This is a genomic window from Maribacter sp. R86514 (genome assembly GCF_044597005.1).
Taxonomy (GTDB): Bacteria; Bacteroidota; Bacteroidia; order Flavobacteriales; family Flavobacteriaceae; genus Maribacter.
The window spans coordinates 3425538-3439387 of sequence record NZ_CP138999.1 but is presented as its reverse complement, the minus strand read 5'-3'; the positions used below and the strand labels follow the sequence as shown (position 1 = coordinate 3439387).

The 13850-nt window shown below is 36.3% G+C and carries 8 protein-coding genes; 6 read left to right on the top strand and 2 right to left on the bottom strand.

From position 1 onward, the window contains the following. The first annotated feature begins 83 nt into the window (after positions 1-83). Positions 84-1010: a PfkB family carbohydrate kinase gene (locus SJY30_RS15035; protein ID WP_300024097.1), complete on the top strand. Its 927-nt coding sequence runs from the start codon at positions 84-86 to the stop codon at positions 1008-1010. A gap of 47 nt (positions 1011-1057) precedes the next feature. Beyond that, positions 1058-2956, top strand: a complete 1899-nt coding sequence (locus SJY30_RS15030) for an amidophosphoribosyltransferase (RefSeq protein WP_300024100.1) — start codon at positions 1058-1060, stop codon at positions 2954-2956. Between the two features lie 864 nt (positions 2957-3820). Here SJY30_RS15030 and SJY30_RS15025 read toward each other — a convergent pair. Then, positions 3821-4429 carry a superoxide dismutase gene (locus tag SJY30_RS15025; RefSeq protein WP_396632952.1) on the bottom strand — a complete coding sequence of 203 codons (609 nt, stop codon included), beginning with the start codon at positions 4427-4429 and terminating at the stop codon, positions 3821-3823. A 119-nt stretch (positions 4430-4548) separates the two neighbouring features. On the opposite strand from SJY30_RS15025, the gene SJY30_RS15020 reads away from it, so the two are divergent. The 4 genes from SJY30_RS15020 (at position 4549) to SJY30_RS15005 (ending at position 13114) form a co-directional block, all read left to right on the top strand. Beyond that, a complete protein-coding gene (locus tag SJY30_RS15020; protein ID WP_396632951.1) occupies positions 4549-7644 on the top strand; it encodes a UvrD-helicase domain-containing protein in 3096 nt (1031 codons plus the stop codon). Positions 7645-7650: 6 nt separating this feature from the next. Then, on the top strand, positions 7651-8844 hold the full coding sequence (gene kbl / locus SJY30_RS15015) for a glycine C-acetyltransferase (RefSeq protein ID WP_396632950.1): 1194 nt from the start codon (positions 7651-7653) through the stop codon (positions 8842-8844). A 113-nt stretch (positions 8845-8957) separates the two neighbouring features. Beyond that, a complete protein-coding gene (locus SJY30_RS15010) occupies positions 8958-10301 on the top strand; it encodes an OmpA family protein (protein WP_396632949.1) in 1344 nt (447 codons plus the stop codon). A gap of 71 nt (positions 10302-10372) precedes the next feature. Then, complete coding sequence (locus SJY30_RS15005; RefSeq protein WP_396632948.1) at positions 10373-13114, top strand: PD-(D/E)XK nuclease family protein; 2742 nt, start codon at positions 10373-10375, stop codon at positions 13112-13114. A 2-nt stretch (positions 13115-13116) separates the two neighbouring features. On the opposite strand, the gene SJY30_RS15000 is transcribed toward SJY30_RS15005, so the two are convergent. Then, a complete protein-coding gene (locus SJY30_RS15000) occupies positions 13117-13827 on the bottom strand; it encodes an SDR family oxidoreductase (RefSeq protein WP_396632947.1) in 711 nt (236 codons plus the stop codon). Between the last annotated feature and the right edge of the window lie 23 nt (positions 13828-13850).

Here is a 13850-nt window from a genome sequence, read left to right as displayed (position 1 = left end):
TAACTATTACAATTTGTATTTGAAAAACCATTTTAATTAGCCCCTCAAAATCGTATATTTGCAGCTTAAATTTTTACAATTTTATGGGCAAGCTTTTAATAGTAGGTACTGTCGCTTTTGACGCCATCGAAACTCCTTTTGGCAAAACAGATAAAATTTTGGGCGGCGCAGCTACCTATATTGGATTAGCAGCATCTCAATTTGAGGTTGATTCAGCCATCATTTCTATAGTTGGCGATGATCTACCTCAAGAATACCTAGACCTTTTAACCGATAGAAATATTGACATTTCTGCATTAGAAATCGTAAAAGGCGGTAAAACGTTCTTCTGGAGCGGTAAATACCATAACGATCTAAATTCTAGAGATACGTTAGCTACAGAACTAAACACTTTAGAAGACTTTAACCCTGTTGTTCCTGAAAATTACAATGATGCCGATGTAGTAATGCTAGGTAATCTTCACCCAATTGTACAATTAGGTGTCATCAACCAAATGAAAAAACGACCGAAATTAATCATATTGGACACCATGAATTTTTGGATGGACAATGCGCTGAATGATTTAATGGAAGTTATTAAACATATAGATGTATTAACTATTAATGATGAAGAGGCCAGACAATTGACCGGTGAATACTCTTTAGTTAAAGCTGCGCAAAAGATTTTTACCATGGGTCCTAAATATGTGGTGATTAAAAAAGGGGAACACGGCGCTTTATTATTTAATGAAGACCAAATCTTTTTTGCACCGGCATTACCTTTAGAAGAAGTATTTGACCCTACAGGCGCTGGTGATACATTTGCCGGTGGCTTTTCAGGATACCTGGCGGCAACCAACGATAGTTCTTTTGAGAATATGAAGAAAGCTATCATTCACGGATCTAACTTAGCATCTTTCAGTGTTGAGAAATTTGGAACAGAAAGAATGATCGATTTAGATCGAAAAGAAATTAGAGAAAGACTGCATCAGTTTAAAAAACTGACTCAGTTCGACATAGAATTACAATAATCCCCCTAGCCCCAAAATATTTTGGGGTTTTTTTAATACCAAAAACAATGAGTGACGCAATTAAGCATGAGTGTGGTATTTCTGTAATACGGTTGTTAAAACCTTTAGAGTATTACAAGGAAAAGTATGGAACAGCATTTTATGGTGTAAATAAAATGTATCTAATGATGGAAAAACAGCACAATCGTGGTCAAGATGGTGCAGGTTTTGCCAGTATTAAATTAGATGTAAAAGCAGGGGAACGCTACATGAGCCGCGTACGTTCTTGTCAGCAACAACCTATACAGGATATTTTTGCCCAAATCAACGATCGTATTAACGCAGAACTTAAAGAGCACCCTGAATACGAAGATGATGTTGCATTGCAAAAAAAGCACATACCATATATAGGAGAACTACTTTTAGGGCATGTACGTTACGGTACTTTTGGCAAAAATAGTATTGAAAGTGTTCACCCGTTCTTGAGACAGAACAACTGGATGCATCGTAACCTTATCGTTGCCGGTAACTTCAACATGACCAATGTTCATGAGCTATTCGACAATTTGGTTCAGTTAGGGCAGCACCCAAAAGAAATGGCCGACACCGTTACCGTAATGGAGAAAATAGGTCATTTTCTTGATGACGCTGTTGCTAAATTATACAAGCAAATAAAAAAAGAAGGATACACCAAACAAGAAGCTTCCCCACTTATTGCAGAACGCTTAAAGGTGTATAAAATATTAAAGAGAGCCGCCAAAAATTTTGATGGTGGTTATGCCATGGCTGGCTTATTAGGTCATGGTGATGCTTTTGTATTAAGAGATCCTAGTGGAATCAGACCTGCATATTATTATAGGGATGATGAAGTAGTTGTTGTAGCATCAGAGCGACCGGCAATACAAACGGTATTCAACGTACCTTATGATGAAGTAAAAGAATTAGACCCTGGTGCAGCTATCATCATTAAAAAGAACGGTACAAGTGCCATCAAGCAAATACAAGAACCTAAAGAACGTAAAGCTTGTTCTTTTGAGCGTATTTATTTCTCTAGGGGTAGCGATAAAGAAATCTACCAAGAGCGTAAAGCCTTAGGCAAATTGGTTTTTCCACAGATATTGGAATCTATTAATGAGGACATTAAGAATACTGTATTCTCTTATATACCAAATACAGCAGAAACTTCTTTCTACGGTATGGTTAAGGAAGCTCAAAATTATCTGAACAAGAAAAAAGAAGAGCAAATTTTGGCTTTGGGTACAGGTATTACCGGCGATCAACTTCATGAAATCTTAGATGTTAGACCTAGAATAGAGAAAGTGGCCATTAAAGATGCCAAGCTTAGAACATTCATTACCCAAGATAGCAGTAGAGATGATCTTGTAGCCCATGTATATGATATTTCTTATGGTTCAGTTAAAGAGGGCGACAATCTAGTTATCATAGACGATAGTATTGTTCGTGGCACCACACTAAAAAAGAGTATTCTAAGAATATTGGATAGGTTATCGCCTAAGAAAATTATCGTAGTATCATCTGCACCGCAAATTAGGTATCCAGATTGTTATGGTATCGATATGGCTAAACTAGAAGACTTTATTGCTTTTAAAGCAGCATTGGCTTTACACGAGGATAATAATACTATGCACATTGTAGAAGAAATCTATAAGAAGTGCTTGACGCAAGTTGATAGTCATGATGACGATGTGATCAACTACGTTAAAGAATTCTATGCTCCTTTTACAGCGAAAGAAATTTCCAAGAAAACAGGAGAGCTACTAAGTCCTGAAGGGATAAAAGCAGAAGTTTCTATTATTTATCAGACTATTGAAAACCTTCACGAGGCATGCCCTAAGAATTTAGGAGATTGGTATTTTACCGGAAACTACCCAACACCAGGTGGAAATAGAGTGGTAAATAGAGCATTCATCAACTTCTACGAAGGAAACAATGAACGTGCATATTAAATAATATTTCGATGAAATACACTCGTTTTGTGTATTTCATCGACAAATATGGTATTTTATCGACTGAATGGTCGTATTGACTTAACCCTAGTTACTTTTAAAGCTACCATAGCATAAGTAGGTTAAGTTCATGGTAAGATTTGGGGCAAAAAAGGTGGAGACTTCTCCGCCTTTTTTATTTTCATACTTTTCATCCTATAAGAGCTGTAATACAATTCTTAACAAAACTCCCTTTAACGTTTTAACGAGACGTTCAACCATTACCTTTCTAAAACATTAATAAGCGCATTACCTTTACAGAACCATAGCATAAGTAGGTTAAGTTCATGGTAAGATTTGGGGAAAAAGGCGGAGCATTGCTCCGTCTTTTTATTTTACGGTCATTTCTAACTTTCCTATTCCTATAAAAATATCCTCAATTATTAATTCTAGTAGTACAACCTAAGTTTGTGAATTACAACGATTAGCTTTTAGTATGACAGTATATGCCTATATATTTACAGAACCATAGCATAAGTAGGTTAAGTTCATGGTAAGATTTGGGGAAAAGACGGAGCAATGCTCCGTCTTTTTATTTTATACCAATTGGCTTATAATACAGCGAGTTACCCCTTATAATACACCCCCAGCAAAACATCTTCCAAGAAATAAAAGTTTATTTTTTTCTTAAAAATCCTTTTTTTATTTACTCAATACCAGTAATTTAGTATCGCCATAGCATAAGTAGGTTAAGTTTATGGTAAGATTTGGGACGAAAAGGGTGGAGACTTCTCCGCCCTTTTCTATTTTAAAAACAAAAAAACCACCCATGAAAATTTCATAAGTGGTTTCTTACAAGTTAGTTAAGAATAATTCTATCCTTTCTTATTTGTTACTTGCGTATCTTTTTGATACTTCATCCCAATTAATGATATTGAAAAATGCTTCAATATAATCTGGTCTCTTATTTTGGTAATTCAAATAATATGCGTGTTCCCAAACGTCTAAACCTAATATTGGCTGACCTCCACATTCAACACCTGGCATTAACGGGTTGTCTTGATTTGGTGTAGAACATACTTCTACTTTACCACCCTTATGAACACACAACCATGCCCAACCAGAACCAAATCTAGTTCCTGCAGCAGTTGTAAACTTACTTTTGAATTCTTCAAAAGAACCAAAAGCGCTATCAATTGCAGTTGCTAATTCACCACTTGGCTTTCCGCCTCCGTTTGGTGATAAGATTGTCCAGAATAAAGAGTGATTGTAAAATCCCCCACCATTATTTCTAACAGCACCGTTACTCATATCCAAACCAGTTAGTATATCTTCTATAGACTTCCCATCAAGGTCTGTACCTTCTATAGCAGTATTTAACTTCGTTGTATATCCGTTATGATGTTTTGTATGATGTATTTCCATTGTCCTTGCATCGAAATGAGGCTCAAGAGCATCATAAGCGTAAGGCAATTTTGGTAGTTCAAAAGCCATAATTTATGTGTTTTTAGATTAATATTAATAGTATTTCAAAGTTACGGATTTTAACATTTATATTCACGTAATAATTTGTTAAGAACTGTACAGGAATCCTTAATTTGCAGTAAAAATCTGTGTCAAGTAATTCTTTTACCATATACAATGCTTCTGCGGGATCGGGCAAAACCTATGCCCTTGCCAAGGTATATTTAAAAATAATACTGGCTTCTCCTCAGAATTTTAGAAAAATATTGGCTATCACATTTACCAATAAAGCGGTAAACGAGATGAAACATAGAATTTTGAACAGCTTGTTCGAATTTGCCAATACCACTACACTTGAAGGCGCCAATCCGTTATTCATAGACATCATTAACGAAACTGACCATACGTTTGAAGAATTACCTGCATTAAGTAAGCTTCGATTAAAACAAATTTTACACAACTACGCTTTTTTCGATATTTCAACCATTGATAAGTTTACACACCGCCTAATTAGAACATTTGCGAAAGATTTAAAGATTCCGCAAAACTTTGAAGTGGTGCTTGACGTAGACCTACTTTTACAAGAAGCCGTTGAGCGGGTAATCAGTAAAGCCGGTGAAGACCCTGAGTTTACCAAGGTACTTTTAGATTTTGCTCTAGAAAAAATTGAGGACGACAGAAGTTGGGATATTGGCTTCGATCTTTTAAAAATAGGTAAACTAATATTCGATGAAAATAATGCCGAACACCTAAAGCAACTGAAAGATGTTGAATTAGCTGACTTCTTAAAATTACAAGGTCATCTAAAAAAACAAACCAAAAACCTAGAGAAGCGTATCGTTGAAATTGCAACTGCAGCTATCGACACTATTACTGCATCAGGCTTAGACCAAAAAGATTTCCCTAGAGAGACATTACCTAAACACTTTAAGAGAATTATTGCCGGCAACTTTACACCTACACAGTTATACAATAATAAACTAGAGGATAATTTAATTGAAGGTAAAGTAGTAAAAGCTACCGTTAAACATGCGCCAGAAGATTTGGCTCCACGACTTCTTCAGCATTACCAAGCCATAAAGCAACTGATTTACAAAAGGGGGTTGTATGCAAACATCAATAGAAACATTATTCCCTTTGCACTGTTAAATGCAATTCAAAAAGAGCTAAAGATTATTCAAGAAGAAAAAGACCAATTGTCAATTTCTGAATTTAACACCTTAATTGCAAAAGAAGTAAAAAATCAACCCGCTCCGTTTATTTATGAAAGACTTGGGGAAAAATACCGCCATTACTTCATAGACGAATTTCAAGACACCTCACAAATGCAATGGGAAAACCTCATTCCTTTAATAGGGAGTGCCATGGAAGGTGAAGATGAATTAGGCAGCACTGGATCTTTATTTTTGGTAGGTGACCCTAAACAAGCCATTTATAGATGGCGCGGTGGTAAAGCCGAACAGTTTCTAGAATTGGCCACACAACAAACACACCCGTTTACCATACAATCAGACCTGGTAACCTTACCAAAGAATTATAGAAGTTATGCGGAAGTCATCAACTTCAACAACAACTTCTTTCAAAGCATAAGTCCGTTTTTAGAGAATGATATCTATCAAGAATTCTTTAAAATTGGAAATACACAAGAAACCAACCATAAAGAAGGTGGCTATGTTCATATCTCATTGTTAGAAGAAGACAATGATGAGGAGTACGCAGCTAGTACATTAGCAACTATTCAACAATGTCTGGACCAAGGCTATACCTATAGTGATATCTGTATTATCATAAGAAAGAAAAAGCATGGTCTTCTGTTGGCAGATTTTTTAATGCAGCATAACATACCTGTTGTTTCCTCAGATTCTTTATTGTTAAGCGAAAGTACCAAAGCAAATTTCTTGGTACAGCTAATAAGATATATGGTTCAACCCACAGAACAAGAGATACAATATGAGATTTTGAATTTCTTGTCTGAAGGAAAAAAAGATAAACATGCGTATATCTATGAGAATCTAGGCAAGCTAGACGCCCACCTATTAGAAACTTATGGCTTTGATGCCTCTAAGCTAAGACAAACTTCGGTTTTTGACGGATTGGCATATGCCATAAAAACCTTTGACCTTATCCCAACTTCAGACGCGCACCTTTCCGCTTTTATGGATCTTATTTTTGACGTTGAGCAGAAATATGGGTCAGACATGCAGTCTTTCTTGGATTATTGGGACAAGAAAGGTAATTCGGCAAGCATAAGTACACCAGAAAATATGGAATCGGTACAGATTATGACCATCCATAAATCGAAAGGTTTGGAATTTCCGGTGGTTATCTTCCCGTATGCAGATTCTAATGTGTACGAAGAAATCGACCCAAAATTATGGCTTCCGGTAAACAAAGAGGAATTCCTTGGCTTTTCAGAAGTGCTTATCAATAAAAAGCAAGAAGTTCAACAATACGGCGAATTAGAATCTCTACTCTATGAAATTGATCATCAGAAATTACAGCTAGATGCCTTCAATCTTTTATACGTAGTACTTACCAGAGCGGTTAAAGCTTTGTTCATTATAAGCGCCAACAAACTAGATAAAAAAGGGGAACACAATACCAATTACTATTCTGGTCTGTTCATTCATTTCTTAAAGAGCATTGGTGCATATCAACAAGATAAACTATCGTATGATTTTGGTGAACTAATGCCACAAACCATTAAAGAACAAACTAATACCGATCAACTAACTATACCTTATATATATACCAATAAAGATAGACCCGATTTTAAGATACTTGCCTTGGCAGGTACTTTATGGGACGAAGGGTTAGACGTTGCCATAAACCAAGGTAATATCATACATTATATATTAGGGGCTATTTACACGACTTCCAATTTAGATAGAGCCGTACAAATGGCACTGCAAAAAGGATTAATCAAAGAGCAAGAAGTAAACGGGATAAAGGAAATTGTAAAAAAGGTCATCTTTCACAAAGATTTGACGCAATTTTACCAAAATGATGTAGAGGTACTAAATGAACGCGACTTGTTATTAGCGGATGGAACCGTTCAAAGACCGGACAGGGTAGTTTTAAAAAACAACCATGCCACAATTATAGATTATAAAACAGGTGAACAGAATGCTAAATACAAACATCAAATAAATGCATATGCCCAAAGTTTTTCAAATATGGGCTATACGATCGATCACAAAATCATCGTATACATTAATACAGAAATAGAATTAGATTATATATAAAGGAATATGTACGGAAAAATCAAAGAGCATTTACAGCAAGAAATCGAGAACATTAAAAATGACGGACTCTTTAAAGAGGAGCGTATTATTGTTTCTCCTCAAGATGCCGTTATTAAACTTGATACAGGGCAAGAGGTCATAAACTTTTGTGCCAATAATTATCTGGGACTTTCATCTCACCCAGAAGTTATTCAAGCTGCTAAAGATGCTATGGATACGCATGGCTTTGGCATGTCTTCTGTTCGATTTATTTGTGGTACACAAGATATACACAAAACCCTAGAGCAAAAGATCGCACATTTCTATGGTACGGAAGACACCATATTATATGCAGCAGCCTTTGATGCCAATGGTGGGGTTTTTGAGCCTTTGCTTACTGCCGAAGATGCTATTATTTCAGATTCTTTAAATCACGCCTCTATTATTGACGGTGTTCGTCTATGTAAAGCAAAGCGTTACCGTTATGCCAACAGCGATATGGCAGATTTGGAAGCACAACTGATCAAAGCAAATGAAGACGGAGCACGTTTTAAAATCATTGTTACAGATGGTGTATTCTCTATGGACGGTATTGTAGCTCCGTTAGATAAAATATGTGATCTAGCCGATAAGTATGATGCTTTAGTGATGATCGATGAATGCCATGCCACCGGATTTATCGGTGAAAAAGGAAAAGGAACCCTAGAGGAAAAAGGAGTAATGGGCAGAATTGATATCATTACCGGAACCCTAGGTAAGGCATTAGGTGGCGCCATGGGCGGATACACTACCGGTAAAAAAGAAATTATCACCTTATTAAGACAGCGCTCTAGACCTTACTTATTCTCCAACTCCTTAGCACCAGCTATTGTTGGCGCATCGATAAAGGTATTTGACATGCTTGAAAACGACACTTCTTTACGAGATAAGTTGCAAGAAAATACTGCATACTTTAAAGAAGGTATTAAAAATGCCGGTTTCGATATTGTTGACGGAGACTCTGCCATTGTGCCCGTAATGCTATACGACGCAAAACTATCACAAGAAATGGCTAACAAATTGTTGGAAAAGGGGATTTACGTTATCGGATTTTTCTATCCAGTGGTACCAAAAGATAAGGCGCGTATTAGAGTTCAGTTATCGGCAGCACATTCTAAAAAACATTTAGATGCTGCTATAAAGGCGTTTACCGAAGTCGGAAAAGATTTAAAAATCGTTTAAATGCAGTATTTAATCTATTAAATGCGCTAAAAAAAATAGGAAATTGATTTTGTTAATAATATTTAACAAGTTACATTTGCAGCTAATAAACACTTAAACTTAAAATTTAATACATGAAACATCTTAGCAAATTATTGGCGGTTGCCCTACTTGTAGTAGGTATCAACAGCATACAAGCGCAAGACGAGAATAACCCTTGGCAAGTGCAATTTGGGGTTAATGCCATTGACGTATATCCAACTGGGGATGTAAGTTCTTTCGGTAATGAATTCTTCAATGTGAACGATCACTGGAACATTTTACCTTCTATTTCTTATGTAGGAGTATCTAAATCAATTGGAGATGGTTTCTCTGTTGGTGCAAGAGGTTCTCTTAACAAAATCAGCAAATTAGGTGATACTAGCGTTGACGATTTATCTCACTACGCTATAGATGGTACAATAAAATATGATTTAATCAAAAGACAAACTGTTCTTGATCCTTTCGTAGAGATCGGTGGTGGTTACACTTGGGTTGATGAAATCGGTGCTGGTACTGTAAACGGTGGTCTTGGTTTGAACATTTGGTTCTCTGAGAACTTAGGTCTTACATTACAATCTACTTACAAGCATGCTTTCGAAGATTACGGTGTAAAACATTTCCAACACTTAGCTGGTATCTCAGTTAAATTTGGTGGTACTGATACTGACGGTGATGGTATCTACGATAAAGATGATGCTTGTCCAGAAGTTGCTGGTCTTGAAGCATTCAACGGTTGTCCTGATTCTGACGGTGATGGCATCGAAGACAGCAAAGATGCTTGTCCTAACGAAGCTGGTTCTAAAGAAATGAACGGATGTCCTGATGCTGACGGTGACGGTGTTGCCGATAAAGATGATGCTTGTCCTAACGAAGCTGGTCTTCCTGCTTTAGCTGGTTGTCCTGATGCTGATGGTGACGGTGTTGCTGATAAAGATGACGCTTGTCCTTCTGAGGCTGGTCCTGCTGAAAACAAAGGTTGTCCTTGGGCTGATAAAGACAGCGATGGTGTACTTGATAAAGATGATCAATGTCCAGATGTTGCTGGTACAGTAGCTAACGCTGGTTGTCCTGAAGTAACTGAAGAAGTTCAAAAGCAATTGAACGATTACGCTAGAACTATCTTATTTGATACTGGTAAATCTTCTATCAAAGCTGAGTCTACTTCTGTAATGGTTGATATTATCACAATCCTTAAAGAATACCCTAACGCTAAGTTTACTGTTGAAGGTCATACTGATAGCGTAGGTAGCGAAAAATTAAACCAAAGCCTTTCTGAGTCAAGAGCTCTTTCTGTAAAAGAATTCTTAGTAGACAAAGGAATCGAAGAGTTTAGATTATCTGCTGTAGGTTACGGTGAGTCTAAGCCAATGGCTACAAACAATACAAGAGCTGGTAGAGCTCAAAACAGAAGGGTAGAAATTAACTTAGTAAAATAAGTTAGAAAAAACCTAAGTGTTTTAATAAATAAAAGCTCCGCAATATTGCGGAGCTTTTTTATTTTTACACCATGCAGAGCTTTATAAAAGATGTAGTACAAGAAGTAATAAAGAATAACCCAGATACTGGTAACGTAGTTTTTATACTACCCAGTAAACGTGCAGGTGTTTTTCTCAAAAAAATACTAGCACAATCTCTAACCAAAACAGTACTAGCCCCAGAAATCTACAGTATTGAAGATTTCATTGAAAAGGCCTCTAACCTAGTTACCGCAAATACGACCACACAATTATTTGAACTCTATAACGCTTATTTGAAAGTGGGCGATTATGAAAAGGAATCCTTTGATTCTTTTTTAAAATGGGGACAAATACTTTTACAGGATTTTAATGAAGTAGACCGTTACTTAGTTGACGCATCTACACTTTACCAAAATGTTGCCGCTATACAAGAGGTCAACCACTGGTCATTGAACCCTGATAATTCTGAGATGATAGAAAACTATCTTCATTTCTGGAGATATTTAGAAGGTATATACAATCAATTCAATAACAGCTTACTTGAACAAGGTTTAGGGCACCAAGGTCTTATTTACAAGACTTCTGTTTCCGAATTGCCCAACTACCTCAACAATACTAATAAGAAACATATATTCTTAGGTTTCAATGCACTTAATACCGCAGAGAGTATACTGATCCAAACCATTCTTGAAAAAACAGATGCTTCTATTTATTGGGATATTGATCCTTACTTTTTAAAAGACAATATTCATGATGCTGGTTTCTTTATAAGAAACTATCAAAGCACATGGAACGTTTTAAAAGGAAAACCTCTTGCGGGACTTACGAATTACTACAACACCGAAAAAAACATTGAGATAATCGGTGTACCTAAAAATATCTCGCAAGTAAATTATGTGGGCGATTTGCTATATAAAATTCAGAACGAATCTCCAGACTCTTTACGTAACGCCGCCATTGTTCTGGGTAATGAAGAATTACTGAACCCGCTATTGAATTCTATTCCTGATAATATTCCGGCTACGAACATTACTATGGGGCAAAAGCTAGAGTCTACTACATTGGCCAGCTTTTTCACCAACCTTATTGAGTTTCACGAACAAAAAACCGAAAAAGGATGGTTCTACAAGCATTTACTAAATCTTTTGACACATTCATATGCCGTATTGTTATTTGATGCCAACGAGGTCTCAACAGAGCGTTTAGTTTCAAAAATCAAAATAAATAATTGGTCATATATTACAAATACCCAAATACGTGAGCTATTACCGGAACATGCGGCTATTCATTTACTTTTTGAAGATGTAAAGGATAATCCGAATAAGCTTATAGATAACTTTCTAGCACTTATTCAATCTATCAGAACTATAGAAGTTGTAAAACAGAACTCTCTTTTATTAGAACAGCTTTATAAATTCTTTACGCTATTTAATCAGCTAAAAGATTTATGTACAAGTTTTACGTACATCAACACTCTTAAAAGTCTTAAACATTTATTTAGCCAATTATTGAGTTCAGAAACTTTAGATTTTCAAGGAAACCCTATTGAAGGCATTCAAATTATGGGAATGTTAGAAAGTAGACTGTTAGATTTTGAAACTATTATCATCACTTCTGTAAACGAGGGCGTATTACCATCGGGGAAATCCAATAATTCGTTTATTCCGTTCGACCTAAAAATTAAAAACGGATTACCAACCTATAAAGAGAAAGACGCGGTTTATACCTATCACTTCTACCGTCTGTTACAACGTGCTAAAAACGTGTATGTTCTTTACAATACGGAACCAGATGCCTTGGAAGGTGGCGAACGTAGTAGGTTAATTACGCAGCTGCTAACCGACGATAATAGAACCGACATTAAGTCTTTTATTGCGACGCCAACCATTCAGCCCATTACCAAAGAAATAGAGCAGGTTGAAAAGACAAGTAGCTTAGTAGCTCTTATCCAAGAGAAAGCTAAAAAAGGGTTCTCACCAAGTTCATTGAGCAATTACATTAGAAACCCAATAGATTTTTACAAGCAGAACTTATTAAATATCAATGAGGTTATGCAAGTAGAGGAAACGTTGGCACCCAATACCTTTGGCACCATTGTACATGATAGTTTAGAAGAACTATACACCCCGCTTGTTGGCAAAACACTTACTGAAGAATCATTAAACGACATACGAAAGAACGTATCTACTTCCGTAGCCCGAAATTTTGAAAAAACATATAAGGAAGGAAATATCAGTTCAGGTAAAAACTATATTTCTTTTCATGTTATTCTAAAATATATACAAACATTTATTGATGCTGAAATAACCGTTATAAAAGATCATAGCATAAAAATCATTGCCCTAGAACAAGAACTATCCGTACCGCTCACAGTACCAGGTTTAGATTTCCCTATTATTTTAAAAGGAAAGTTAGATCGTGTAGATGAATACGATGGAATAACACGCATCATAGATTACAAAACCGGAAAAGTAGAACGCCGTAATGTTGAAGTGATGGATTGGGACATATTGACCGATGAATATCAATTTAGCAAAGCGTTTCAACTACTTTGCTACGGATTGATGTTTTTTAAGACCCATCCCGCAGAAAACCTATCTATACAGGCCGGAATTATATCCCTTAAGAATTTTGCTGACGGAACTTTGCTATTCGCACAAAAAGAATCTGCCCGAGGTCCAAAAAATCACATGATAAACAATGAGGTCATTTCTGATTTCGAGCAGATACTTGGTCAGTTGATTACAGAAATATGCAACCCTGACATTCCGTTTACAGAGAAAGAAGTGTAATACTACTTCTTATCTGGTCTTGTTGGCCTTACCTCAATTTTACTAGGTAAGGTTCTTTCGTTCATTTGTAATAAGTCCAACACCAATTCACCTATATCTTCCGGTTGAATTTTCCAAGTATCTTTTTCATCTGGCTCATTATTATTAAAATGTGTGGACACCGATCCTGGCATTATGGTAGAAACTTTAATTCCATATTGTCTTAAATCTAACATTGCGGCTTGTGTAAAACCTACCACTCCGAATTTAGAAGCATTATACCCTGCGCCTTTTGCAAAGAAGTTGGTGCCTGCTAAACTAGCCAACGTTATGTAATAACCTTCAGTTGTTTTTAAACCCTCCACTGATGCTTTTAAGGTATGAAAAGCACCGTTTAAGTTAGTATCTATCATTTGGTGCCATTCATCATCTGTCATTTTATCTATTGGCGCGAAATTACCCACACCTGCATTTGCCAAGACCACATCTAATTGACCCCATTTATCCATTATTTTTGAAACGGCATTCTTCTCATCTGCCATTTTTGCTACGTCAGACACAATGCCCAAGACAGCGTCGTTGTCAAAATCTTTTAAAGCTTCATCTACACTTTCTTGAGAACGCCCACTAATGGCAACTCTCATGCCTTGTTTCAATAATGTTTGTGCTACTGCAAATCCTATTCCCTTGGTGCCTCCTGTGATATAGGCCACTTTATTTTTTAAATCTTTCATCGTTCAATTTTTAATAATACCAC

What these genes read in the sequence shown, in the direction of transcription:
- SJY30_RS15035 (WP_300024097.1), top strand. Translation starts at nt 84, where the DNA reads ATGGGCAAGCTTTTAATAGTAGGTACTGTCGCTTTTGACGCCATCGAA.
- SJY30_RS15030 (WP_300024100.1), top strand. Translation starts at nt 1,058, where the DNA reads ATGAGTGACGCAATTAAGCATGAGTGTGGTATTTCTGTAATACGGTTG.
- SJY30_RS15025 (WP_396632952.1), bottom strand. Translation starts at nt 4,429, where the DNA reads ATGGCTTTTGAACTACCAAAATTGCCTTACGCTTATGATGCTCTTGAG.
- kbl (WP_396632950.1), top strand. Translation starts at nt 7,651, where the DNA reads ATGTACGGAAAAATCAAAGAGCATTTACAGCAAGAAATCGAGAACATT.
- SJY30_RS15010 (WP_396632949.1), top strand. Translation starts at nt 8,958, where the DNA reads ATGAAACATCTTAGCAAATTATTGGCGGTTGCCCTACTTGTAGTAGGT.
- SJY30_RS15005 (WP_396632948.1), top strand. Translation starts at nt 10,373, where the DNA reads ATGCAGAGCTTTATAAAAGATGTAGTACAAGAAGTAATAAAGAATAAC.
- SJY30_RS15000 (WP_396632947.1), bottom strand. Translation starts at nt 13,827, where the DNA reads ATGAAAGATTTAAAAAATAAAGTGGCCTATATCACAGGAGGCACCAAG.